Genomic DNA, 23144 nt, shown 5'->3' with positions numbered 1-23144 from the left:
CACTATTTAACAGGCAATAAGAAGTTGCCGAATTCCTTGATAAGGAAAACGTTAAGGAAGGGCTTTTAAAGTGCCTTCAGCTCAATTTAAAGTGCGCGTCCCGAGGAACAGGCCGAACATCAGGCCGGCCTGCTGGAACAGGCGCGCGATGCGCCGACTCGGTGGTTCCTGGCTATCGTCGAGGCTCCAGCGTTGCTGAAGCTGACCCGTCATCGGGCAGACGCGCCAGTTGGTACGCAGTTGCGCCTTGGCAGGGGAGGAAGGGCTGGAAAACAGTGCGCTGCCCCGGGCTGTGGCAGGACGCTCACGGCAGAGCTTGACCCGCATGGTCGAGGCAAAGGCGCGTACGCCGGGCATTACAGTGGATTTGAAGTTCATAACATACCTCTGGACCGGACTGACGCCGGCGAGGCAAGTTACGGTGGAGCATCAAGCTCTAGCGCAGCTCACCCGACCGAAAAGTCGAGTCCCGTCATGTTCTGGGTTATGTGCCAGAGCCTGCGAATTCGCAGTCACCCGGCAGCGACTAGATACTGTGTCCATTGGATTCTTTTGTGAGTTGAAAAAAGGCCTGTGAAACCGGCCCGCGCAATTTACTCAGGCAGGTGGGTGAAGTCAACCTTCAATAGTTGATTAAAACGCAATTGAATGGAAAAACGTCGGATTCGGTTATTGAAGTTAGAACTTGTTCAGGTAAATGACAGTTAATTGTCATTTTTATGATGCGCACCGTAGGAGCAAAGTTAGCTCGCGATGGCGATGGGTCAGTTACGGTGATGCTGAATGCGCAGACGCCATCGCGAGCAAGCCCCACACATTTGTTTGGTGTCGTTCGCAGGATTTGTGGCCGGCGCAGGTCCCCTGTGGGAGCGAGCCTGCTCGCGATGGCGTCAGCCGGCACACCGCATAAACCTGTTTAACGACACGCGTTTAAAGACACTCGGTGTTACGTCATAAGCGGCTACAACACCTTGCGTCGTTACCTACGCGTACGCCAGAATCCGCCGGCTTGTGCGGCTATGGGGCAGGCTATATCGTTTCCCGGTCACTGCAAAACAGTGATCGGGTTTGGTAGCCCGCCTTGTAACAGCCGTATGGCAACACCTTATGCCGTCTCTTTTTTTGGGACTCTTTTTTTATGGTGGTCATGCGTGGGGCTCCTTTGTGAGCGCCGGGTTTCCTGTTGCAGCCGGTCTACCAACCCGCGTATGGCCGCCACCCTTCGTTTGGTAGCGAGGGTGATGGCTCCTTAAAATCTGCAACAAGGAGTTTTCATCTATGTTCAAAGTTACGCCCAACCCCCCGAATACCGGTCCGATACCCTACGACGCCTTTATTGATCTTGACCCCAGGAAAATGAAAGAGGCGGCCGACCGCGCACTCAGCTTCTACCTCAACCCCGGGGCGTCGAAAACGCAGATATCGCCCCGCAAACCCAGCACCATTTTCACCATCGACGCAGCGGTGGATGACGAAACGTTGCTCGTCGAGGCCTGTGAATCGTTGGCATCAGCCAGCGCCATGGTCAACGATCTCGCCGACGTAACGGACGGCCCGCGACGGCAAACGGTGCTGGTGCTGCAACGGGTGATCATGTTGGGTGAGTTAGCGGTCAATCGGGTTTTGGATAACCACAAGCCTGGGTAGTAGCCAGGCACTGTAGGAACAAAGCTTCCTCGCGATGGCGTCAGGCCTGACACGCCGCGTCATCGTTCATCGCGGGCAAGCCTTGCTCCTACAACACTCGCATCACTCGTGACAATCCAGAACAAATGTATTGCCCATTCCTGTCTGTTTCCCCACAGACGGGCTGGGTACCTTGGGTTCACTGCAACCTCACAAAGACCCCCTCATGCTGAACCGACTGGTACTGCCGTTTGCCCTGTTGTTCACCCTCAATGCCGCCTACGCCGCGGATGCTGAGAAATGGTATCCGTCAAAATACGGCGCCAACGATGAAATCGGCTCGCTGAATCTGCTCAACGCCGAGTCGGTGATCAACGCCTCGAAACTGATCAAGACCGGCAAAACCTACCCCTTGGCCGTGCCCATCGACAAGACGTTGCCGGCGTTCCGTCAGCGCAGCTTTCACCTGACCAACATCCAGCCAGGTGAAGCGGGCGGCACCACGATGGGGCCGAATAAATTCACCTTCAACGATGAACTGGTGGTGGGCTGGACCGGCGTCGGCATTCAGCTCAACGGCATCGGCCACATCGGCATCGACAACGTCTATTACAACGGCAATCTCGCCGCCGATTTCGTGACCGTCGGAGGGGTGAAAAAGCTCGGCATCGAAAAGGTTCCGCCGATCGTCACCCGAGGCGTAGTGCTGGACATGACTGCGGTGTACGGCAGCGCCATCGTGCCGGAGAAAACCGAGTTCAGCGTTGCCGACATTCAGAAGGCTTTGGACCTGCAAGGCATCGCCATTCAGAAGGGCGACGTGGTGCTGTTCAACACCGGTTGGCTGGAACTGCTGGGCAAGGACAACCAGAAATTCCTCGCCGTGGAACCGGGCATCGGCATGGAAGCGGCCAAGTGGCTGGCGGACAAGCAGATCGTCGCGTTCGGCGGTGACACCTGGGCTTCGGAAATATACCCGGCCAAAGACGGCCAGGAGTTCCCGGTCAACCAATTCATGCTGGCCAAGAACGGCATCTACAACCTTGAGTTGATCGACAGCCGAGCGCTGGTGAAAGACAAGGCCTGGGAGTTCATGTTTGTCCTCGGCCAGCCGCTGTACAAGGGTTCGACCCAGGTCAACATCAACCCGGTCGCCATTCGCTGACAGCCACCGTTCGAAGCCGTAACGCACACTTTGTAGCAGCTGGCGAAGCCTGCGCTCGGCTGCGCAGCAGTCGTAAAACCTGAGTACGCGGTTTTTCTGAAACACCGCATTGTCTGATCTCACGACTGCTGCGCAGCCGAACGCAGGCTTCGCCAGCTGCTACAAAGTGGGCGTTGCCGCAGTCATTGGTTTACCTCTTGAATCGAGAACACACGGACATGGTTCCTTCCCTTTGCAGCATCGCTGCACGCTTGCCTCGTCATGCGCAGCATGTTCAGCGTTCACCGGGTCGTATTTCCTGGTGCTGATCTTCTTCGTGGTCATGGCCATGCTGCTGGCGATATTCTCCAGCCTGATCGATTATCGGGAACGAGGGCTGGCGTGAAAGGAGCTGAGGACAGGTGAGCGTCGATATCGAGTGCGTGGTGGTTGGGGCCGGAGTGGTCGGGCTGGCGGTCGCCAGAGCCCTGGCCCGGAGCGGGCGGGAAGTGATCCTTGTCGAGGCGGGCGAGGGGATTGGCGTGGGCATCAGTTCGCGCAATTCGGAAGTGATCCACGCCGGCATTTACTACTCGAGCGGCAGCCTCAAGGCGCAATTGTGTGTGGAGGGCAAACAACGCCTTTACGCCTATTGCGATGAGCGCGGCATCGATTATCGGCGCCTGGGCAAGCTGATCGTGGCCACGGATGACGGTCAGTGCGCGGCCTTGCGGAAGTTGTTGGCGCAGGGCCACAGCAATGGCGTCGATGACCTGCAATGGCTGGACGCCGAACAGGCGCGGGAACTTGAACCGGCAGTGTCCTGCGTCGCTGCGCTCTGGTCGCCGTCCACCGGGATTGTCGATTCCCATGCCCTGATGCTGGCGCTTCAGGCAGATGCCGAGGCCAGCGGCACATCGCTGATTTTTCATACGCCGCTGGCGTCGGCCCGTTGCACCGGGCAAGGTTTCGAACTGCGGATGGGCGGCGCCCAACCGATGACATTGAACTGCCGTGAGTTGATCAATTGCGCCGGATTGTTCGCACCTGAGGTGGCGAGCCGGATTGAGGGCTTGCCGTCGCAGCACGTTCCAACTGCCCGGCTATGCAAGGGCAGCTATTTCAGTTTCAGCGGCCGGGCGCCGTTCCGGCATCTGGTGTATTCGGCTCCGGAAAGTGCAGGGCTGGGCGTACACATGACCCTCGACCTTGGCGGTCAGGCGCGCTTCGGGCCGGACGTCGAATGGGTCGATCAGCTCGACTATCGTGTGGATCCACACCGAGCCGATGGTTTCTACGAGGCGATCCGGCGCTACTGGCCGGCGTTGCCCGATAACAGCCTGCAACCGGCCTACAGCGGTATCCGCCCGAAAATCACGGGCCCGACCGAGCCGGCGGCCGACTTTGTCATCAGTGGTCCGAGCGAGCATGGTGTGCCGGGGCTGGTGAACCTGTTCGGAATCGAATCGCCGGGGTTGACCAGTTGCCTGGCGTTGGCAGATCGGGTGACGACCATACTAGTCACACCACGACCGGTGTAGCAACTGCCGAGCCTGCGAGGCTGCGTTCGGCGGCGAAGCCGTCGCTAAACCATACGCTGCGGTGTCTCAGACAAACCGCGTGCACAGGATTCACGACTGCTTCGCAGCCGAACGCAGCCTCGCAGGCTCGGCAGCTGCTACGGGTCGCGTTATGGCTTAAGTACCGGTAATCAGCGTTTGCAATGCCGCTCGCCCTGAGGGCTATGCTTGGCAGTGCGCCCATCACAATGGGAGACCTCCAATGATCAACGTACGCACTGCCCGCATGCTTGCCGATTACAAACGCTGGGCCAATCGACGCCTCTTTGACAGCCTGGCCGCACTGCCACCGGGTGAGGTCAATAAAGGACGCGTGTCGGTGTTCAAGAACATGATCGGCACCCTGAACCACATCTACGTGGTGGACTGCATTTGGCAGGCTCACCTCGAAGGCCGAGGGCACGGCTTCAAGACGTCACACGATCTGCTGCACCCCGACCTCGCCGAGCTGCGCCTGGCGCAAAAGGACATCGATCGCTGGTACTGCGACTGGAGCGAACGGCAGACCGATGCCTCGCTGGATAAACCCGTCGAGTTCAGCTTTGTCTCGGGGGAAAGCGGCATCATGAGCGCCGGCGCGATACTGATGCATGTGGTCAATCACGCCAGTTATCACCGAGGCTGGGTGATCCAGATGTATTTCGAGATTCCGGTCATGCCGCCGGTCACTGACTTGCCGGTGTACCTGCGCGAGACCGACCCCGCATCTTTCCAATCGATTAATGCCCCGGCAACGGCGCCGACATGTGTTGGGCAATTCGCGAGCGCAACCAACGTTCTGCCGGATCGTTATCGTTGACGCCGTTCCAGACCATGGACAGTTCGGACAGCACGATGTCGAACGGCGGGTCGTCGGCCCGCAACTGGCTGCTGCCTTCGATCAGCGCGCACGCCGCGTAGTCCGGCACCGTGGCCAGCATATCGGTGCCGGCCAGCAAGGCGCGCAGGCCGGCGAATTGCGGCACCGCCAGCACCACCCGGCGTGAGCGGCCGATACGCGCGAGGTCGTTGTCGATGGCCCCGGTCAAATCCCCGGAAAACGACACCAGCGCGTGCGGACGTTCGCAGTATTCATCCAGGGTCAGGGTGCCGGGGCGATTGTCGCCGCGCAGGATCTTCACGCTCAGGTCACGCAACTTCTTGCGCTTGGCGTTGGCCGGCAGCTCCGTGGTGTAGCTGATCCCGACGGAAAAACGTGTGGCGAGGAGGCAAGCCCCTTCGCCACAGTAACCGATCGTTCCCAGGGCGTGGGAACGATCATCATGCTACTGAGCCGGCAATCTAAGCTCCACGCACAACCCACCTCCCTCACGATTACTCAACGTCAACGATCCCCCGATCGCCAACGCCAACTGCTGTGCAATCGCCAACCCCAACCCGGTCCCGCCGGTACTGCGGTTACGCGAATTCTCCACGCGATAAAACGGTTCCATCACCTGGGCCAATTCCTCCTCGGCAATCCCTGGCCCGCGGTCCATCACCTTCACCGACAAGCTGCCGTCAGCCTTCGCTTCCACCCTCAACTCGGCGGCGCCGGCGAACTTCAATGCGTTGTCCGTCAGGTTCACCAGCACCCGCCGCAAGGCGTGCGGCCGGGTGTTGATCACCGCGTCACTTTTACCGCCTAGCTGCACGTCTTTGCCCATGTCCTGATAGTCGAACACCAGGCTGTCGAGGAACGAATCCAGATGGGTGCGGCGACTTTCCTCGGTGGCGCCATGAACGCTGCGGGCATAGGCCACGCCTTCGCGCACCAGGTGTTCTATCTCGCCAAGATCATTCCAGAGTTTGTCTTTCTCGGCGGAGTCGTCCATGAATTCGGCGCGCAGTTTCATGCGAGTGATCGGGGTTTGCAGGTCGTGGGAAATCGCTGCCAGCAGTTGCATGCGCTCCTTCAGGTAGACGGCGATGCGCGCCTGCATCGAATTGAAGGCCATGGCGGCATGGGCGACTTCGGTCGGGCCTTTTTCGTCCAGGTGCACCGCGTGGGTGTTGGGGTCAAGCGTCTCTACCGCTTGGGCGAGGCGGGTGAGGGGGCGGATGGCGATTCTCACGGCCAGCCAGGTGCAGATGAGCATCAGTGTCAGTTGCCCCAGCAACACGATGGGTAACCACGGCGACAACGGCACCATCGAGGGCCGCACGTCGATGGTTACCGGGCTGCCGTCCGCCAGTTTCAGGTGGACCTGAAAATGTTTATCCGGCCCGGGGATGTCGGTCACCGTCATCGGGTAATCCTTGCCGATGGCCTCTTTGATCGAAGTCATCGCTATTGGCGAATCGCTCATGGGCATGCCCGGCGAGCCTTCGTTCAACAAATAGCGGTAGTTACGTCGATCCAGTTGTTGCAGCCAACTCATGCGTTCTTCGGCCGGCAAACGGTCGAGGATGGCGATGGAGGTCGAGACGTCGGTTTCCAGATTGCCCAGCATGGTGTTCTTCGTGCTTTCGTACCGCTCGTAGTACTGCGCGCCGAAGGACAGCGCCTGCGCGAGAATCAAGCCGATCAGGAAGATCAGCGACAGTCGCGAGGAGAGGGTGCGGGGCCAACGAACGGTGAAGTTCATGATGGCGCCCCGAGTACTTCCACCGGCAGCGAAAACACATAGCCTTCACTGCGCACGGTTTTGATGTAGGCCGGTTCGCGGGCATCGTCCAGCAAACGCTGACGCAAACGGCTGACCAGCAAGTCGATGGAACGGTCGAACAGATCGGCGTCGCGGCCTTGGGTCAGGTTCAGCAATTGATCGCGATTGAGCACCCGCTGAGGGTGATCGAGGAACACCCGCAGCAGCCGATATTCCGCGCCACTGAGCGCGACCATGGTGCCGTCGTCATCGAGCAAGTGCCGGGCCGAGGTGTCCAGTCGCCAGCGCCCAAAGGCCAGCAGGCGACCGCTTTCGGTGACCACAAGGTTGGGCGGCAGCATCCGCGTGCGGCGCAGCACGGCGTTGATTCGGGCGAGCAATTCACGAGCAGCGAACGGCTTGACCAGGTAATCGTCGGCACCCATTTCCAGGCCGATGATGCGGTCGGTTTCATCGTTGCGCGCGGTGAGCATCAGCACCGGCGTGGCCTTGTGTTTGCCGGCGCGCAACTCACGGCACAGCATCAGGCCATCGTCACCCGGCATCATGATATCGAGCACGATCAGGTCCACCGGCGTGGATTCCAGGAACGTGCGCATTTGCCGTCCATCCGCCACGACGGTGGTGCGCAGACCGTTTTTCTTGAGGTAGTTGCCTACCAGTTCCCGGATCTCGCGGTCATCGTCCACGATGAGAATGTGATCGACGTGTTCCATTTGGCCAGGCCTTTGTAGATGGGGGATGTCGCGCAGTCTATCGAGCCTTGGCCCGCTCGCCCGCAGTCCTTTGTATTGCAGTGTATCTGGCATGTCGGCGGATACACGTGGACGCAAAAAACGCTCATTTCCAGGGCTTTTGTATCGCTCTGTATCCCGAGCCGGTTTTGATACGTGCCGATTTACACGCGCCTGTTCCCGACACAGTCGGGATACCTCACGGGCTTCTAATAGGTTCCATCGAGGCAAGCCAAGTCGCCTCGGCCCAATACACGATTGACCTATTGAAGCCTTGAGGAAACCACCATGAACACCAAAGCCGTCTACGCCGCTTGCCTGTTTGCCGCCCTGAACATCTGCACCTTGTCGGCCCGCGCCGAAGCCGATGTCTCCGCTAAAACCTACACCTACGGCACGCACCTGGACATCAAGAAAGTGGTGTCGCTGAAACAGGACGCCTCGCCTTCCTGTGGGGTTGTGGATGCCCAGCTGACTTACCTGGATTCCCATAACAAAACCCAGGTTCTGGACTATCGGAAATTTGCTGATGGCTGCAACTCAGACAACTGAGTCCTGCGCTGACCCATTGCCCATCCCAATTGAAACAGGAAGCACATCATGAACAACGTCGCCCGCTTTTTGACTGCCACTGCCTTCTCCGTGGCTGGCGCCGCTGCCCATGCCAACGCTGCTGTTGAACAAAAAAGCTGTGGCAGCGCGACTTGCTTTCAGCTGACGCCGGTGGCGCAGAAGGGCGGGAACGCCTTTTTGGCGCAGGACGGCTCCAGCCGTACGCCGCAAGGTCAGTTGCTGGGTAACCAGACGGCCTGAAGCCCGAACACGGTTTTGTGAACACCACAATTCCGGTGTGGGAGCGAGCCTGCTCGCGAAAGCGGGGTGTCAGTCAACGAAAATGTTGAATGTGATGGCCTCTTCGCGAGCAGGCTCGCTCCCACAGGGATGGGTGGTGAGTCGCCCTCTATAATTTCAAGGTGATCCCAATGTTTCTCATCGCTTTCCTCGGCGGCATATTGACCGTCCTCAGCCCTTGCATCCTCCCGGTCGTGCCGTTCCTGTTCGCCGGTGTTAAACGTTCACGTTCCTCGATCCTGCTCACCCTCGGCGGCATGGCCCTGACCTTCGCCCTGATCTCCAGCCTGGCCGTGGTCAGCAGCGAGTGGGTGATACACGCCAGCAACACCGGCCGTCATGTGGCCCTCATCGTGATGGTGCTGTTCGCCCTGTCGCTGATTTCCGCCCGTGTCGGTGACTGGCTGGCCCGTCCTTTCGTGGCGCTGGGCAATCGCATCGACCCCGACACCCGCAAAATGTCCGGCCCGTTGAGTTCGGTCATGATCGGTGTTGCCACCGGTCTGCTTTGGGCTCCGTGCGCCGGACCGATCCTCGGGGTCATCCTCACCGGCGCCATGCTGCAAGGTGCAAACGCTCAAACCAGCCTGTTATTGGTGGCGTATGGCCTGGGCGGCGCATTGTCCCTGGGCACCTTGATCTTCGCCGGTCGCGGCCTGGTCAATCGCTTGAAATCGTCGATTCCGGTCACCGGTTGGCTGCGTCGTGGTACGGGTGTGGCGGTGCTGGCGGCGGCGGCGGTGATTTCCACCGGTGCCGATAAAACACTGCTGGCCGGCACCTCGTCCGAAGGCGTGACGACGGTTGAGCAACGCGTGCTGGAAACCGTACCGAAAGTCGTCGATTACTTCGTCAGCAAGGTCAATGCAGACTCGTCCATGGATAACGCCAAAGGCGCCATGCCGTCGCTGTCCGGTGCGGTCGAATGGCTCAACTCACCGGCACTGAGCAACGATTCGCTGAAAGGCAAAGTCGTGCTGGTGGACTTCTGGACCTACGACTGCATCAACTGCCAGCACACCTTGCCCTACGTGAAGGACTGGGCGAAGAAATACGAGAAGGATGGCCTGGTGGTGATCGGCGTCCACACCCCTGAATACGGTTTCGAGCGCATCATCGACAACGTCAAGGATCAGGTGAAAAAGCTCGGCATCACCTACCCGGTGGCCATCGATAACAACTACGCGATCTGGCGCAACTTCGACAACCAGTACTGGCCGGCTCACTACCTGATCGACGCCAAGGGTCAGGTGCGTTTCACCCACTTCGGCGAAGGTCGCTACGAGACTCAGGAGAAGATGATTCAGCAGTTGCTGGAAGAGGCCAAGGCCGACGCCAAAGCCCCCGTACCCGCCGCATAAACTTTCAAATCAATGGCTCACAGGCTGCACGCCGTGGGCCATTGGTTTTTTCTCCTGACTGCGCCGCCACGCCGCCGGTGGCGCTCCATACTCTCGACGAAACGCCCGACTGAACGCCGTGTCGGTCTGGTAGCCCACCTCTTCGGCAATCCGCATCAACGAGCTGTTACTGCTGCGTAACAGGTTGGCCGCCAGCAACATGCGCCATTGCCGGGCTCCAGAAACGGCGCCGCCGTGTCGGCGCTCGGCGATTGGTAGCACCAGGGGGCAGTGAACCTGGCATTGATGAAAATCGCGCCGACCAGGCAGACGACGCGCAGGGTCTGGGACAGGGCGTCCATGGTGGTTTTCCCGTGTTGGCGGGCAGCTTTGGGTGGTGAGCTTGAATGTGAGCCTGTCGCGCCAGAGCGTGAAATCTCCGGACGATCGGGCAGGGTTGGCCGACGATCGGGCAGGACGCCAGCGTTGCCCGGCGCGATAGTTGGCACACAGGGTCTGCCGACCCTGTCATCAATAACAAGAATGAGAGGTTGCCATGCCGAAGTTCGTCATAGAACGCGAGATTCCAGGTGCTGGAACACTGTCAGAAAGGGATTTGAAAGCGGCTTCGCAAAAGTCCTGCAGGACGTTGCGCGACTTGCCAGAGGTGCAGTGGCAGCAGAGTTATGTCACCGGTGACAAGCTCTACTGCGTGTACATCGCGCCCAACGAAGAGTTGATCAAGGAACACGCCAGGCAGAGCGGTTTCCCGGCCAACCGCATTTCCCAGGTCTCGGCCATCATCGATCCCACCACGGCCGAATAAGCCGGGTTGCGTTCCAACCCGCAACGGAGCGGAATTCATGAGTACACCCATTGATCTTACTGCCTTGAAAAACCGTCAGATGGCCTCTTGGGCCAGTGGCGACTATGCCGTGATCGGCACCACTTTGCAGATTGTCGGCGAGCAACTCGCCGAGGCCTGCGACCTGCTTTGCGATGAACGCGTGCTCGACGTGGCCGCCGGCAACGGTAACGCGACGCTCGCTGCCGCGCGCCGTGGTTGCCTCGTCACTTCTACCGACTACGTGGCCGCGCTGCTGGAACGCGGCGAAGACCGGGCCAGGGCAGAACGCCTGGATGTCACGTTTCAAGTGGCCGACGCTGAAGCATTGCCGTTCGAGGATGCCAGCTACGATGCCGTGCTTTCGACCTTCGGTGTGATGTTTACGCCGGACCAGTCCAAGGCCGCCACGGAACTGGCGCGGGTCTGTCGCCCCGGAGGGCGGATCGGCCTCGCCAACTGGACGCCCGAAGGTTTTGTCGGCCAGATGTTCAAGACCCTCGGCCGCCACCTGCCGCCACCGCCGGGCGCTCAACCGCCTTCGCAGTGGGGCACCGAAGCCTGGCTGCACACGCACTTCGACGAACGTGACTTTCAGGTCCAGGTGACGCGCAAAACCTTCAACTTCCGTTACCGCTCGGCGGCGCATTTCATCGATACGTTCCGCACCTGGTACGGCCCGGTCCACAAAGCATTCGCAGCGCTGCCTCCTGAAGGCGCCCAAGCGCTGGAAAGCGACCTGACCGAACTGATCAACCGCTTGAACAGAGCGGGAGAAAAGTCGTTGGTGGTGCCGAGTGAATACCTGGAGGTGGTGATAACCCGGCGTTGAACTCATTCACCTATCTGAAGAGAACACTGTAGGAGCTGCCGCAGGCTGCGATCTTTTGATCTTCATTCGACGCATAGGGTCAAGATCAAAAGATCGCGGCCTGCGGCAGCTCCTACAGGGGGGCGTGTATCGCGGCTATTCATCCAGCCGCTCGGTGTACACCACCCAAACGCTGCACGGCATTTTGTACAGCAGATGCTCCACCGTACTGCCGATCAGCCGGCCCATGCCGCGATGACCGATCCGGCCCATGACAATCACGTCAACGTCATAGGCATCGGCATAGCGGGTGAGGACCTTGGCCGGGTTACCCATGATCATGTGCCGCTGCTCCGGCGCGATGCCGTTGCGCTCGGCCAAGTCGTTGAAGGCATCCTCCTGGTAATCGAACACGGTCTTGGCCTTGCCCGAGGAGAAAAACGCCGACCCGTTGTCGAAACCGAATTCGTCGGCGCTGATGGATGAAAGGTCATAGGCGTAGACCACATCGAGCTCGGCATTACAGGCGCTCGCCAGTTTCGCCGCCTCGTGAAGGATTCGGTCGTTGAAGGTTTTGTAATGATCATCGCGATGAAAGGGGTCGACCGCCGCGACGATCTTTCGCGGCAAGGCGTGCACGGCGTGGCTCACGAAATGCAGCGGCACCGGGCATTCGCGCAGCAAATGCACATCGAGCGGGGTAAACATCAGCCGCGACAGCAGCGATTCGTGCTCCAGCGCCTTGATCAGCACGTCCATCGGCTGCTCTTTGAGGTGAATCAGGATTTCCTCCAATGGGCGTTCGACCCAGGCCACTTCGGTGGTGACGTGGACCCCGATTTTGCGCAAGGGGCGGGCCTGCTCCTCAAGCCATTGGCTGTGGCGCTCGACGTAGCCCACGCGCATCTGTTCCAGGGCCTTTTCGTTGACCAGACTGGCGGTCGCCAGGCCTTCAAGGTAATCGAAGGCGACGATGTGCAGCGCTGCGTCTTCGGCCTTGGCCAGCGCAGCGGCCCTGTCGAAAGCAGGGCTGTGTTCCATCAGCGGTGATGCAACCAGCATGAAGCGGGATTGACCAGACATGATGAACCTCCCGTGGATTAGCCGCCCGACGTGCGGCTCGTGCGACGTACATCCAGTCTCTAAGTATTGACCATGATCTACCTCCCGTCCGTAAACCGGGTGCAGGCTGAGGTTCGTACGGGTGCCGGATGCGTTGGCAAAGCCTGTGCGCCCTGGATTACGCTCAATATGCCTTTGTGCTGGAGAACGGCCGGGTGGTGGATGAAGGTTCGGCGGTCGAGTTGGCCGGGCGCGAGGATATCCAGAACTATTACTTGGGGGCCGTGGGGTAGGGCACTGTTGAATACTAACTGCACCTGACGCTAACGGCCTTCGCGGCGCGTTGCAGTTCTTGTTTAACGTCGACCGGTATCCGCTGTTTCACGAGTCGTTGTTCGAGGAATGTCTGATCGCCTTGGGTATCAACCTGAGCGTCAATAGCCGCATCCACCGCTTCTATGGTGGCAGCGTGAGCCTCTATGACCGAGTCGACCTCAGCGTCGCTCTTGGCGGCGTCGAGCGCACCAATGAGTGTCGCCACTTCGTCTTCTTCAGCCTTGCCATAGGCCTCTACAGACAGTCCGGCAGCCAACGCACGCGCCCGGATCTCCACGCCTTTCAGCGCCTGCTTGGCCTCTCCGCACAGAATGTCGTGTTTGTGGCTTTCGACGATTTTCCATTGGAAAAATCCATACGTCATCGTGCCGATAATCGCTACGGTGATACCACCGATCAGGATCCGTTTCATGGCTACAGTCGTGAAAGTCTGGGGATTGTGAGTTCGGTGGACATCGCTTCATTCTCTATTCGAGGAAATGAAAGCGTAGCACCGGAACCCGGTCCAGCCCCTTCCAATGTCAATGCAAATACATTGACGAAGGAGAGGAGCAGCGTGTCTTCAAGATTATAGCCTCACAGCCCTTGGCGTCCCGCTAGTTACCGTCCGCCACTTTGCGTTCTATCTCCGCTATTTTCCGACTGAGCTCCTCAGCCTCCTGCTCCTGGGTTCGAGTTGAAGAGGGCGTAACGGTTTCATCCACATCTTTGGCGTCCGTGTCCCTGTCCTCAAGATCTCTTTCGGCGTTTGACGTTGCGTCCGGTTCGACGTCGTTAACACTGTTATCGCTGTTCATATCACTGACCTCCATTGACCTGAACATTGGATTCAACGCTATGGCTTGAGTTCGAGATTTTTGTCGGCGCTCCTCGATTACCTGACGAAACGTGCCTGCGGTCAGACTGCCTGAATTTTCCCTCCTGGCGGTACTCCACCGTCCGAGGAGCAGCCGCTCCTTAATAGCGGTGTAATCCGCCGGGGGAACACGTAATGCCATCGGTCGAAGATTTCAGAATCCAGTCTCACGCATTCCTGATCGAACTGGACGCCGCAACGATGGGCATGATGACGCTGGTCTCTTCCAAATGTGTTTCAGGACCAGAGTGGGAAGAGGCGAGCAAACGGCATCACGATGCTTACGAGATCTGGAATGCCTTTCTTAATGTCTCTGCTTCAAGCACTGACTAAGGACGATATTGGGGGCTGACCCGCGCGCCAATGTCGCCATACAGCGCATAGTTGGACGAAAACACGACCACTACAATACTGACGACGCTTCTACTGGGCCTGGAAGAAAAATTGGCGTCATGAAATAGACGGCTGGCGCCATCCCATGTCGCTTGCAAAGTCTCTACCTTGAACTTTACTAGTCACTGAACGTGAGAGCGTTCTTAGTCAAATATGTCTTTTATATCAAGGTTTAAGCACGCCTCTTGAAGTTCCGCCTTGATCTTTTTCTGATTTACCCAAAAGAAAGCTCAAAGGATGACGAAGAAATGAAAGAGAACGTGGCGGCAGTTGTCAGGAAACTCATATCTCCTTCAACGCGGTATGAGATTAGAAACGCTTCAAACTGGTTGCGAGACATCCTCGGACGTGCCTGTTTCTGGCGCTGGGAAATTGCCAGGTTCAGAGTGCAGAACGAAAGTCCTTACGAAATCCTCTATATCGGAAGGAAAAAGAAGCGGGAGATGGCCAAGCTTCTCATAAGGGGAAAGTCCCAAGGTGATTCCCCTATGGTCGACGGCGAACCGGAACCTGGTGCGTCGAGTCATGTGGTAGTGGTCAGTGAAATGCCGACCTCGGGGGCCTTGTATGTACCCTTGTATCTGAGTGCCGTCGTACCGCTGGGGCGATCCATCGAGGAGATCACCACAAAATACGATAGCGAATTGCGTCGAAATATACGCAAGAACCGACCGCGCTACCGAATGGTCCAGACGCTGTTGGATGAAGACATTGAAAAGGCAGACAGGGAAATGCTTCGACCTTATGCCACGGCAAGGCAAGGCATCCACGCTGCGCAATTTGCCACGCAGGAGGTTTTCAGGATCGCCAAGACTGTCGGCCGGCTCGACCTGATCATGCTGGAGGACGAGGTTGTTGCATGTCACCTTGGCTGCGTAATAACCCGGGGCGGAAAGCGCTACTGGAGCACGCTACGTTTCGGATATACCGAGGCGATTTTTTCAGATGCCAAAAGACTGCGTGAAGTCAACTCGATTACCACCTTCATGGCACTTGAATGGGCGATAGAAAATGGCTTCGATTATTACGACATCGGTCTTTGTCTGGCACGGCCAGATGACGGACTTCTGAAATGGAAAAGAAGGCGCGGCGGTGATATTGATTCCCTGGGAAACCACGCTTATATGTTTGTCCGGCTGCCCAAGACAGGGGCAGCCAAATTCCTCTGGGACACGCCGCTATTCGCTGTCGAAGGAAAGGAATTGACCCTTCACCTTGGCTTGCCGGACGGGCCAAGCGATGAGGAGGTCGCCAGCCGTTATCATGAAATGGTATTTGGCGGGCTGCACAAGATTTATCTTTATTGCGCCAAGAGCTCGGGCGAACAGTTTCTGGAAACCTTGCGTAGTCGCTACGCCAGTTTGCAGACCCCACCCATTATGAAAAGGATTGCATCCAGCTGAGCAATTTCCAGGACTGAAATAAATAGAGCGCTTCGCGTCTGACTATTGACCCTGTCCCGCAGGGAGGACTCTTCATGGAAAGCGATGTCTCGCAAATAAGCAGTTCGACCACTGGCAATCGGAAAAAATGGACCCTTGCCGCCTACAGGTATATGGCAAGAAAAAGACTCGCACGAAAGGCGGAGATCAACTTAAAAAGCCTGGCGGCGAAAACCTGGGATATTGCTCCGGGTGGGACATCCTATTCTCCGCCGGCTTTCTTCCTGCCCAATCAAATGAACCGCGTCACAGGATGGGAGGCGAAGCGCTTTTATCCTTTCGAGCATCCTGCTCGCACAATGGAAGGGCTGGGCAACGTAGTGCAAGGCCCGACACGTGGCTACCTGATCAAGGATGTCTGGCTGATCGATGGAGCGCTCTACAAGAACAAGGCAAGTCACTGGTTGTCTCTCAAGCCTGGCTTGTTTCCGCGAATTCTCGTGGAAAACGAGATCGAGCGCGGTGCCGCCTACTGCACGCAAAATGGAAACACATGGTTTGGTACATGGTTGATGGAAGACTGTCCGACCTATTCATTGGCATGCGACGAAGGCGTCCCGGTAACCACCGCGCCATCCGCCAGGTTTCCTCTATTTACCCAGGCTCCCGCCTATGAGGACTGGTTTGATATGAAACCGCTTCGCTTGCACAGTGCGTTTTTTCGTGAGCTCGTGCTGTTCGACGATGTGAGCAACAATCAAAGCAGGCATTTACGTTTCCGTGCCATGGGTGAAAAGCTACTGTTGCACGTGAGCTATGAGTCTCACCCTGGCGTGTTCATTCTCCGGGGTGGCGACGGTGACTTGCGCTTTTTGCGCAATGAAATGGAGCTCGCTGAACATCTGCGCAAGAGCAGAGGGTTTCGCATAGTCGATCCTTTGAAAACCGATGTCCCGACCATAGTGGCGACGTGTGCCGGGGCGCGGACCGTGGTGGGGGTCGAAGGGAGCCAGCTTGTACATGGTGTCAATGTACTGCCGCAGGGTGGTTCGTTGCTGGTACTGCAGCCACCGAACCGTTTCGTCAGCTACTTCAAGTACCTGACGGATCGCGACAACCAGAATTTTGGCTTTGTAGTCGGAACGCCAGAGGGTGATGGCTTCAAAATCGACATTCAAGAGGTTGAGCGCACACTGGATCTGTTCCCATCCTGATGGGTGATGGCGCCTCCCTGCGATTCACCGTTTCAGTGCTCTTTGACTTTCTTGATGCGGAAAATAATCAGCGCAAGGATCGCGATCGCGAGGGGCGTCATGGCCAGCATCGCCTCTCGCGGGGCCACCTCGGCGCCGAGCAGGTGCAACCCTGAGTAGCCAAGCTTGAGCAGGTTCAGCAGGTAGTAAGTAATGGCGATAATCGACAGACCTTCCACGGCGCGCTGGATCTTGATCTGGGCATCGGCGCGGGCGTTCAGGCTTTTGAGAATTTCCGAGTTCTGTTCTTCCATTTCCACTTGAACCCGGGCTTGCAACAGGTCGCCCAGGTTGGCCACGCTTTTGGCCAGGTGTTCCAGGCGTTGTTCGGTGGCGGTGCAGTACCTGACGGTGGGTTTGAAACGGCGTTCGATGAACACCCCGAGGCGCTGGCAATCACCGACGTGACTTTCCCGCAATTCGCCCAGGCGCTCGTACACGAGTTGGGCATAGGCTTGGGTGGCACTGAAGCGGTGGCGGGTTTTCGCGGTACTGCTGACCACTTGGGCTGACAGGTTGGAGATGTCCGCCAGCAGGGCTTTCGCGTTGCCGCTGTCAGCGTCGGCGTTACGCTCGGAGAGGGTGACCAAGGTCTTGTCAAAGACATCAAGTTGCGCGCTCAAGGTCTTGGCCGTGGTCAACGACAGCGAGGCCATCATGCGGTAGGTCTCGATTTCCAGCAGACGGCGGATCATCCGCCCTTGGCGGTAAGCGTTGAGGCGCCGGTTGACGAACAGGATGTGGTTGTTGCCGTCCTCGCTGAGACGAAAATCGCTCCAGACCACCGCATCGCCACCGCCCACGCAGGAACCGCACGGGTCCTTGAAACCGTAGCCGGCGAGGTCCAGGCCGGCTTCGCCACGCACGACGATCTGCACCGAGTTGATCAGCTGCGGCAAATGCGCTTCGACCTTCTGCGCCAGCACCTCGGGCAGTGATGTCCAGGACAGGTCATCGCTGGATGAAGTGACCACCAGGGTCAGGGTGAAGAACTCGGCGTGGCGTTCCCATTTCAGGGCGTGGCCATCGAGTTGGGTGATGCCCTGGGCGGCATGAGGATCGATCGGATCAGGGCAGCAGCGCTCCAGCAGCGCATTACACTCCAGGACCCTGCCGAGGAAGGCCAGATGAAACACATGGGCCGGTTCGTCGAAATACAGTGACGGGCGCGCGTGCAGTTCGTTGTGCAGGGTTTGTCTTTGCGGATGCATGCTGTTCAGGCCATTGATCGACTGCTGTTGTAGGTGGGACAGGTCGACGAACTCACGAGTCACACGCAGCAATCTCTGGTTTTACGCTGAAGTGGTCATGCAACGCTGCCACTTCAGTAGTGGGCCAGCGAACAATGAAGCGCGAGGGAAAATCAAAAAAAGGCGCCTTATAAATCGTGAACCAGGCGCCCAAAACAGAAGAAATTGCCGCTCACTTCTTGCTTGATTGCTCTCTGATCTGAGTCAGGCTCAGTCGAGGTGTCAATGCTTCTGGGTCGACTCTGACCTCAATCAAGGATGGCCGGGACATTTCAAGGCAGCGTTCAAACGCTGGCGCAAAGTCGGACGTGGCGGTTACCACCTCGCCATGCAGTCCATAGGCTTGGGCCAGTGCGGCGAAATCCGGGTTGAGCAATTCAGTGCCTGACACGCGTCCAGGGTAATTGCGTTCCTGGTGCATTCTGATGGTTCCGAACATTGCGTTGTTGATCACAACGAAAATCACATTGGCCCCATATTGCGCTGCTGTCGCTATCTCCTGACCATTCATCAAGAAGCAGCCATCCCCGGAAAACGAAACCACCACTCGATCGGGGCACGTCAGTTTGGCGGCCACCGCCGCAGGAACGCCGTAGCCCATGGAGCCATTGGTAGGGCCTAACTGGGTGCGGTATTGGCGGAACTGATAGAAGCGTTGAAGCCAAACGGCATAATTTCCGGCGCCATTGGTCAGGATCGCGTCGTCCGGAAGTCGGCGATTCAACCACTCAATGATTTCCGCCATTTGCACGTCGCCAGGGGAGGGCGAGTGTTGCAGATTTTCACGGTAGTTTTTGTTCAGGGTGCGCGTCCATTCACTCTTTATTTGGCTGGTCGCCGCCGGAAGCTTTGCTGCTGATTTGGCAAAGGTCGACATGCTGCTGTTTATCGCTAACGAAGGTTGGTAAACCCGTCCCAACTCCTCAATGCCTTGGTGAACATGGATCAAGGTTTGCTTCGGTACCGGAATATCCAAGGCCACATATCCGCCCGTTGAAACCTCACCCATTCTGGAGCCCACGACCAACAGCAGGTCGGCGTTTTTTAGCGCTGAGGACAGCTGCGCTGACGCGGCGAAACCAAGGTCACCGACATAGTTCGGGTGTCGATTGTCGAACAGGTCCTGGCAGCGAAAGGAGGCGGCAACCGGGATATTTTGCTGTTCAGCAAAAAGCCGGATGTCGTGCACCGACTCGGTGTCCCAACCGCTGCCCCCCAGCACCATCAATGGCCGCTCTGATCGCTCAAGCAGTTGCTGCATGGCGGCCATTTGTTCGGCTGCCGGGGTCATCAATACGCGTTTGAAAGGCCCGGCATCACTGACTTCCGCCATTTCGGTCAGCATGTCTTCCGGCAGTGCGACCACTACAGGCCCAGGCCTGCCATTGACCGCTCGGTGGAACGCCTGGCTGATCAGTTCGGGAATTCTGCGGGGGTCGTCTATTTGCACGACCCATTTCGCCAAGGGGCCAAACATCTGGCGAAAATCAACTTCCTGAAAGGCTTCGCGATACTGCTGATCGCGAGCGACCTGGCCAATGAACAGAATCATCGGCGATGAATCCTGGAACGCCGTGTGAACGCCAACCGAGGCGTTCGTTGCACCCGGGCCTCGGGTCACGAAGCAGATGCCTGGCTCTCCAGTGAGCTTGCCGTAGGCTTCTGCCATATAGGCCGCCCCACCTTCCTGGCGGCACACCACCAGATCGATTTCTTCTTGCACGTCATGCAATGCATCGAGAACCGCGAGGTAGCTTTCTCCCGGAACACAAAAAGCTCTTTTGACGGCATGGATGCGTAAGGCATCCACCAGTATCTGACCTCCGCTACGACGAGAAATGGTTTTATTCATTGTTATCTCCTGAGTCGGATGGTGCGGTGTGAAAGGGTGAATCGCTCTCTTTCTGGCAGGTACTGACTCGATCAATTGGAAGAACAACGGCTAATGTCTGCGCCACGAATTCTGAGCATCATCGAGTAGGGGTACAAACGATGATTGTTCAGCACTTCATTCCCTCAGCTATTGAAGTCGGACTTCAAGTCGCCCAGTGACATTTATGCTGTCGCGCGCTTCAGGCGTGGCTACAAATCGTGAAATTGCAATTTCACCCAACTACCGACTAGCATACGATCCATATACATTTCATATTGGATTGATCAGTGGGTATCGTAAAAATTTCAGAAGCCATGCACGAGAATCTGCGCGTCGCCAGCGATGCGTTGAGTCGCTCGATCAACGCACAAGCCGAGCACTGGATGCGCATCGGGATGCTTGCGGAGTTACATCCCAACCTGGACCACAGCGACATCTGCCGCTTGCTGATTCGTGCCGAACTGGCTGGCGGCCTCGATGTAAAACAGCTATGCGCACTCGCCGATTTTTCGCAAAGCGCCCAGGTTGATGCTGCATCAGGAGCCAAGCAATGAAGGCCAATGTCACGCTCAATACCCCGGCAGAAATAGCCATGTCTCGTGCTGCGGGCACGCTGGCCGCCGAGGTCCTGGCCATGATTGCTCCGCATGTCAAAGCGGGGGTCACCACCGACGAACTCGATCAGCTCTGTCACGACTACATCGTCAACGTGCAGAAAGCCATTCCGGGCAATGTCGGCTATCACGGCTTCCCGAAAACCGTGTGTACATCGGTCAACCAAGTGGTCTGCCATGGGATTCCTTCGACAACGCCACTAAAGGATGGCGACATCGTGAATATCGACATTGCCGTTATCAAGGAGGGTTGGTACGGCGACACCAGCCGCATGTACTTCGTGGGTGAGCCCGGCCCGGATGCCCGACGCCTGGCAGAGACGACCTATGAAGCGATGTGTGCCGGTATTCGCGTCGTCCGCCCCGGCGCTACCCTGGGTGACATTGGCCATGCCATTCAGAAGGTGGCCGAAAGAGACGGATTCAGCGTCGTGCGCGAATACTGCGGTCACGGTATCGGCAAGGTTTATCACGATGAGCCGCAGGTCCTTCACTACGGCTACCCAGGCCAGGGCCTGAAACTGAAAGCCGGCATGATCTTCACCATTGAACCCATGTTGAACGCTGGCAAACGCCATGTGAAAACGCTGGCTGATGGCTGGACCGTGGTCACCAAGGACCACTCACTCTCTGCTCAGTGGGAGCATATGGTCGCGGTCACTGACGACGGCTTCGAGGTTCTGACCCTTTGGCCCGATAGTGTCGATGGGTATCCGGCCATCGTTTAGGTGCAGCTTGCGAGTGATACAACGCTACGTCACGGCTTTCAGCTGGCCTGATCAATCGCAAAATGGCGCTAGTGGTTTTGAAACTTCTACAGTTAGCATTGAGGTTTATCAACGCACCCAACGACAGGTTGGGTTACGTAACCGAGTAGGCCGAACATTGATCGAGCGACGCCAATTTAGCGGAGGCATGAAGGGGAAAAATCTCCGCTATCTGAATGAGAACCCCAACGAGAAAACTCAAATGGTTCGGGCAGGATTTCTGTTGCTTGAGCATTTCTCGCTGCCCGCATTCACGCAAGCACTGGATACGATTGTCACCGCGAATCTTCTGCGCCCCGGGTTGTTCTCTTCCCGAACGTTCGGCTTGACCGATGAGGAAGTCGTCAGTGACCTGGGCCTGGTCATTCGGCCGGATACCCGTTTCGATGGCTCAACGATCCAGGACCTGGATCTTCTTGTCATTTGTGGCGGCTACAGGACAGAACTCAAAGCGACGGATGAACTCATCTCCCTATTGAGGGCTGCATCAGACCAGGGTGTCAGTCTGGCCGGGTTATGGAATGGCGCATGGTTCCTGGGAAGGGCAGGCTTGCTTGACGGATATCGGTGTGCGATTCATCCCGAACATCGACCCGCACTCGCGGAAATCTCCAAGGCGACGCATGTCACCAGTGAGCCCTACGTCATCGATCGAGACCGGCTCACGGCTTCCAGTCCCTCGGGGGCGTTCCACATGGCGTTGGACTGGATCAAAGGGCTGCACGACAAAGCACTTGTCGAGGGTATCGAGGACATCCTGGCTTTCGAGGAGTCACGTTATCGGCGAATAAAACCGACTGAAAATGTCTGCGTGAGTGCGCCATTACGCGAGGTGGTGAAGCTGATGGATGCCAACCTCGAAGAGCCTCTGGAGTTGGAGCAGTTGGCCGTTTACGCAGGCCGCTCGCGTCGACAACTCGAGCGCTTGTTCAAGGAGCAACTGGGCACAACGCCGCAACGGTATTACATGGAATTGCGGATTACCGAAGCGCGTCGGCTGCTCCAGCACACAGAGCTGTCCCAGGTGGACGTGTTGGTTGCGTGTGGCTTTGTATCGCCCAGCCACTTCAGCAAGTGCTATAGCTCGTACTTCGGATACAGGCCTTCCAAGGAAACGCGTCTCGTCAAATAGAACGGCTTTTTGAGTCGATGCTTACTCGTGATTTGTGCAGATTTACGCCGTCATCATTCAGTAGTTTTGAGGAAGCCAAAACGTCCGTTTTCGACTCTTTGCCCCAACCTTGGGGTAATTCCTGAAAGTGGGGCGGTCTGTCGTCTAGATGCTTACCACAATCAACACACTGTTCAGGTCCTGCATAAACGCCATGATCGTCGCCAGGCTTGCGGTCAGCATCAGCACCAGCGGTCGCCTACCAAGCCCTATCAGGCATAAACATTCGAAATTCCGCAAAGATGGCCAAGTACAGCAAAAGATGCCAAGGCAAGGCCTGGGCCAATAGCCAAGTATTTCGACGAGACCGATGACTCGGGGACGTCACCCGGGAAGTGATCCCCGAACATGGGATAGCGGCCCGCGCAGCTTTCGCGCGTCGCCTCGTCTTGGGTGACATCGTTCGACCATCACGACGTCTTCGACGCAATAACTCGTCTGCGTTCTTGCAGACGAGGAAATCCCTGCTTAACTCTGAACACGTGGTCAGTCAGTGACTCATTGGTCACGTTCGCCATCCGAGCACCCTCGCGCTGTTGTTGCTTGTCCGTGTTGCCAGATTAAGCCCGAGGAGGCCTATGCGTTGACGCTTGAAAACCACCCTGAGTTATTGATGTATTGGCCTGATACCTCCCTGTCAGGTCCACGTGTACTGCTTTCTGCGATAG

24 protein-coding genes and 3 pseudogenes are annotated in these 23144 nt (G+C 57.5%); 17 read left to right on the top strand and 10 right to left on the bottom strand.

Going from position 1 to position 23144, the window contains the following annotated elements:
* Window positions 1-81: 81 nt before the first annotated feature.
* Complete coding sequence (locus WLY71_RS13205; protein ID WP_347803895.1) at window positions 82-378, bottom strand: hypothetical protein; 297 nt, start codon at window positions 376-378, stop codon at window positions 82-84.
* A gap of 900 nt (window positions 379-1278) precedes the next feature.
* On the opposite strand from WLY71_RS13205, the gene WLY71_RS13200 reads away from it, so the two are divergent.
* From WLY71_RS13200 to WLY71_RS13180, 5 genes are all read left to right on the top strand, one after another.
* A complete protein-coding gene (locus WLY71_RS13200; protein ID WP_347803894.1) occupies window positions 1279-1647 on the top strand; it encodes a DUF6124 family protein in 369 nt (122 codons plus the stop codon).
* 205 nt (window positions 1648-1852) lie between these two features.
* Complete coding sequence (locus WLY71_RS13195) at window positions 1853-2791, top strand: cyclase family protein (RefSeq protein ID WP_347803893.1); 939 nt, start codon at window positions 1853-1855, stop codon at window positions 2789-2791.
* 109 nt (window positions 2792-2900) lie between these two features.
* A complete protein-coding gene (locus WLY71_RS13190) occupies window positions 2901-3176 on the top strand; it encodes a hypothetical protein (protein ID WP_347803902.1) in 276 nt (91 codons plus the stop codon).
* Window positions 3177-3192: 16 nt separating this feature from the next.
* A complete protein-coding gene (locus WLY71_RS13185; protein WP_347803892.1) occupies window positions 3193-4311 on the top strand; it encodes an NAD(P)/FAD-dependent oxidoreductase in 1119 nt (372 codons plus the stop codon).
* A 241-nt stretch (window positions 4312-4552) separates the two neighbouring features.
* Complete coding sequence (locus WLY71_RS13180; protein ID WP_347803891.1) at window positions 4553-5149, top strand: DinB family protein; 597 nt, start codon at window positions 4553-4555, stop codon at window positions 5147-5149.
* Here the strand turns inward: WLY71_RS13180 and WLY71_RS13175 are convergent.
* The 3 genes and pseudogenes from WLY71_RS13175 to WLY71_RS13165 form a co-directional block, all read right to left on the bottom strand.
* Window positions 5070-5543: pseudogene (locus WLY71_RS13175) on the bottom strand (LysR substrate-binding domain-containing protein); the annotation flags it as partial. The gene WLY71_RS13180 and the pseudogene WLY71_RS13175 sit on opposite strands and share 80 nt — an antisense overlap.
* A gap of 72 nt (window positions 5544-5615) precedes the next feature.
* Entirely contained in the window at window positions 5616-6917 is a 1302-nt protein-coding gene (locus tag WLY71_RS13170; RefSeq protein WP_347803890.1) for a sensor histidine kinase, read from the bottom strand.
* Window positions 6914-7654: a response regulator gene (locus WLY71_RS13165; RefSeq protein ID WP_154993650.1), complete on the bottom strand. Its 741-nt coding sequence runs from the start codon at window positions 7652-7654 to the stop codon at window positions 6914-6916. Before WLY71_RS13165 ends, WLY71_RS13170 begins: the two co-directional genes overlap by 4 nt.
* A 306-nt stretch (window positions 7655-7960) precedes the next feature.
* Here WLY71_RS13165 and WLY71_RS13160 point away from each other — a divergent pair, with 306 nt between their 5' ends.
* The 3 genes from WLY71_RS13160 to WLY71_RS13150 all read left to right on the top strand — a co-directional run bounded on the left by WLY71_RS13160 (window position 7961) and on the right by WLY71_RS13150 (window position 9885).
* A complete protein-coding gene (locus WLY71_RS13160; RefSeq protein WP_347803889.1) occupies window positions 7961-8224 on the top strand; it encodes a DUF2790 domain-containing protein in 264 nt (87 codons plus the stop codon).
* A 48-nt stretch (window positions 8225-8272) separates the two neighbouring features.
* Window positions 8273-8485: a hypothetical protein gene (locus WLY71_RS13155; protein WP_347803888.1), complete on the top strand. Its 213-nt coding sequence runs from the start codon at window positions 8273-8275 to the stop codon at window positions 8483-8485.
* Between the two features lie 170 nt (window positions 8486-8655).
* Window positions 8656-9885 carry a cytochrome c biogenesis protein DipZ gene (locus WLY71_RS13150; protein ID WP_347803887.1) on the top strand — a complete coding sequence of 410 codons (1230 nt, stop codon included), beginning with the start codon at window positions 8656-8658 and terminating at the stop codon, window positions 9883-9885.
* A gap of 9 nt (window positions 9886-9894) precedes the next feature.
* Here the strand turns inward: WLY71_RS13150 and WLY71_RS31335 are convergent.
* Window positions 9895-10095 (bottom strand): annotated as a pseudogene (locus WLY71_RS31335) (helix-turn-helix domain-containing protein); the annotation flags it as partial.
* 325 nt (window positions 10096-10420) lie between these two features.
* Between WLY71_RS31335 and WLY71_RS13140 the strand changes: the two are divergent.
* Together WLY71_RS13140 and WLY71_RS13135 are read left to right on the top strand one after the other, a co-directional pair.
* Window positions 10421-10690, top strand: a complete 270-nt coding sequence (locus WLY71_RS13140) for a DUF4242 domain-containing protein (RefSeq protein ID WP_347803886.1) — start codon at window positions 10421-10423, stop codon at window positions 10688-10690.
* Window positions 10691-10727: 37 nt separating this feature from the next.
* On the top strand, window positions 10728-11540 hold the full coding sequence (locus tag WLY71_RS13135) for a class I SAM-dependent methyltransferase (RefSeq protein WP_347803885.1): 813 nt from the start codon (window positions 10728-10730) through the stop codon (window positions 11538-11540).
* 135 nt (window positions 11541-11675) lie between these two features.
* Here WLY71_RS13135 and WLY71_RS13130 read toward each other — a convergent pair whose 3' ends face one another.
* Window positions 11676-12602 carry a universal stress protein gene (locus tag WLY71_RS13130; protein WP_347803884.1) on the bottom strand — a complete coding sequence of 309 codons (927 nt, stop codon included), beginning with the start codon at window positions 12600-12602 and terminating at the stop codon, window positions 11676-11678.
* Window positions 12603-12754: 152 nt separating this feature from the next.
* On the opposite strand from WLY71_RS13130, the pseudogene WLY71_RS13125 reads away from it, so the two are divergent.
* Window positions 12755-12874: pseudogene (locus WLY71_RS13125) on the top strand (ABC transporter ATP-binding protein); the annotation flags it as partial.
* Between the two features lie 14 nt (window positions 12875-12888).
* Here WLY71_RS13125 and WLY71_RS13120 read toward each other — a convergent pair.
* Window positions 12889-13329: a hypothetical protein gene (locus WLY71_RS13120; RefSeq protein ID WP_347803883.1), complete on the bottom strand. Its 441-nt coding sequence runs from the start codon at window positions 13327-13329 to the stop codon at window positions 12889-12891.
* Window positions 13330-13513: 184 nt separating this feature from the next.
* Complete coding sequence (locus tag WLY71_RS13115) at window positions 13514-13714, bottom strand: hypothetical protein (protein WP_347803882.1); 201 nt, start codon at window positions 13712-13714, stop codon at window positions 13514-13516.
* A gap of 194 nt (window positions 13715-13908) precedes the next feature.
* Between WLY71_RS13115 and WLY71_RS13110 the strand changes: the two genes are divergently transcribed.
* From WLY71_RS13110 to WLY71_RS13100, 3 genes are all read left to right on the top strand, one after another.
* On the top strand, window positions 13909-14106 hold the full coding sequence (locus WLY71_RS13110) for a hypothetical protein (RefSeq protein ID WP_347803881.1): 198 nt from the start codon (window positions 13909-13911) through the stop codon (window positions 14104-14106).
* Window positions 14107-14414: 308 nt separating this feature from the next.
* Window positions 14415-15569 carry a hypothetical protein gene (locus WLY71_RS13105; protein WP_347803880.1) on the top strand — a complete coding sequence of 385 codons (1155 nt, stop codon included), beginning with the start codon at window positions 14415-14417 and terminating at the stop codon, window positions 15567-15569.
* Between the two features lie 74 nt (window positions 15570-15643).
* A complete protein-coding gene (locus WLY71_RS13100; RefSeq protein ID WP_347803879.1) occupies window positions 15644-16762 on the top strand; it encodes a glycosyltransferase 61 family protein in 1119 nt (372 codons plus the stop codon).
* A 32-nt stretch (window positions 16763-16794) separates the two neighbouring features.
* On the opposite strand, the gene WLY71_RS13095 is transcribed toward WLY71_RS13100, so the two are convergent.
* Window positions 16795-18012: a DUF3422 domain-containing protein gene (locus tag WLY71_RS13095; protein ID WP_347803901.1), complete on the bottom strand. Its 1218-nt coding sequence runs from the start codon at window positions 18010-18012 to the stop codon at window positions 16795-16797.
* A 211-nt stretch (window positions 18013-18223) separates the two neighbouring features.
* Window positions 18224-19903: a thiamine pyrophosphate-binding protein gene (locus tag WLY71_RS13090; protein WP_347803878.1), complete on the bottom strand. Its 1680-nt coding sequence runs from the start codon at window positions 19901-19903 to the stop codon at window positions 18224-18226.
* 308 nt (window positions 19904-20211) lie between these two features.
* On the opposite strand from WLY71_RS13090, the gene WLY71_RS13085 reads away from it, so the two are divergent.
* From WLY71_RS13085 to WLY71_RS13075, 3 genes are all read left to right on the top strand, one after another.
* The gene (locus WLY71_RS13085) at window positions 20212-20478 is read left to right on the top strand and encodes a ParD-like family protein (protein WP_347803877.1); all 267 of its coding nucleotides are present in this window, start codon (window positions 20212-20214) and stop codon (window positions 20476-20478) included.
* Window positions 20475-21266, top strand: a complete 792-nt coding sequence (gene map / locus WLY71_RS13080; protein ID WP_347803876.1) for a type I methionyl aminopeptidase — start codon at window positions 20475-20477, stop codon at window positions 21264-21266. Before WLY71_RS13085 ends, map begins: the two co-directional genes overlap by 4 nt.
* 157 nt (window positions 21267-21423) lie before the next feature.
* Window positions 21424-22437, top strand: coding sequence for a GlxA family transcriptional regulator (locus WLY71_RS13075; RefSeq protein WP_347803875.1), 1014 nt, complete (start codon window positions 21424-21426; stop codon window positions 22435-22437).
* Window positions 22438-23144: the final 707 nt, after the last annotated feature.

It is taken from the genome of Pseudomonas rossensis, from assembly GCF_039888995.1.
GTDB lineage: Bacteria > Pseudomonadota > Gammaproteobacteria > Pseudomonadales > Pseudomonadaceae > Aquipseudomonas > Aquipseudomonas rossensis.
The sequence above is the reverse complement of the archived record's forward strand: the minus strand, read 5'-3'. Positions and strand labels throughout refer to the sequence as shown.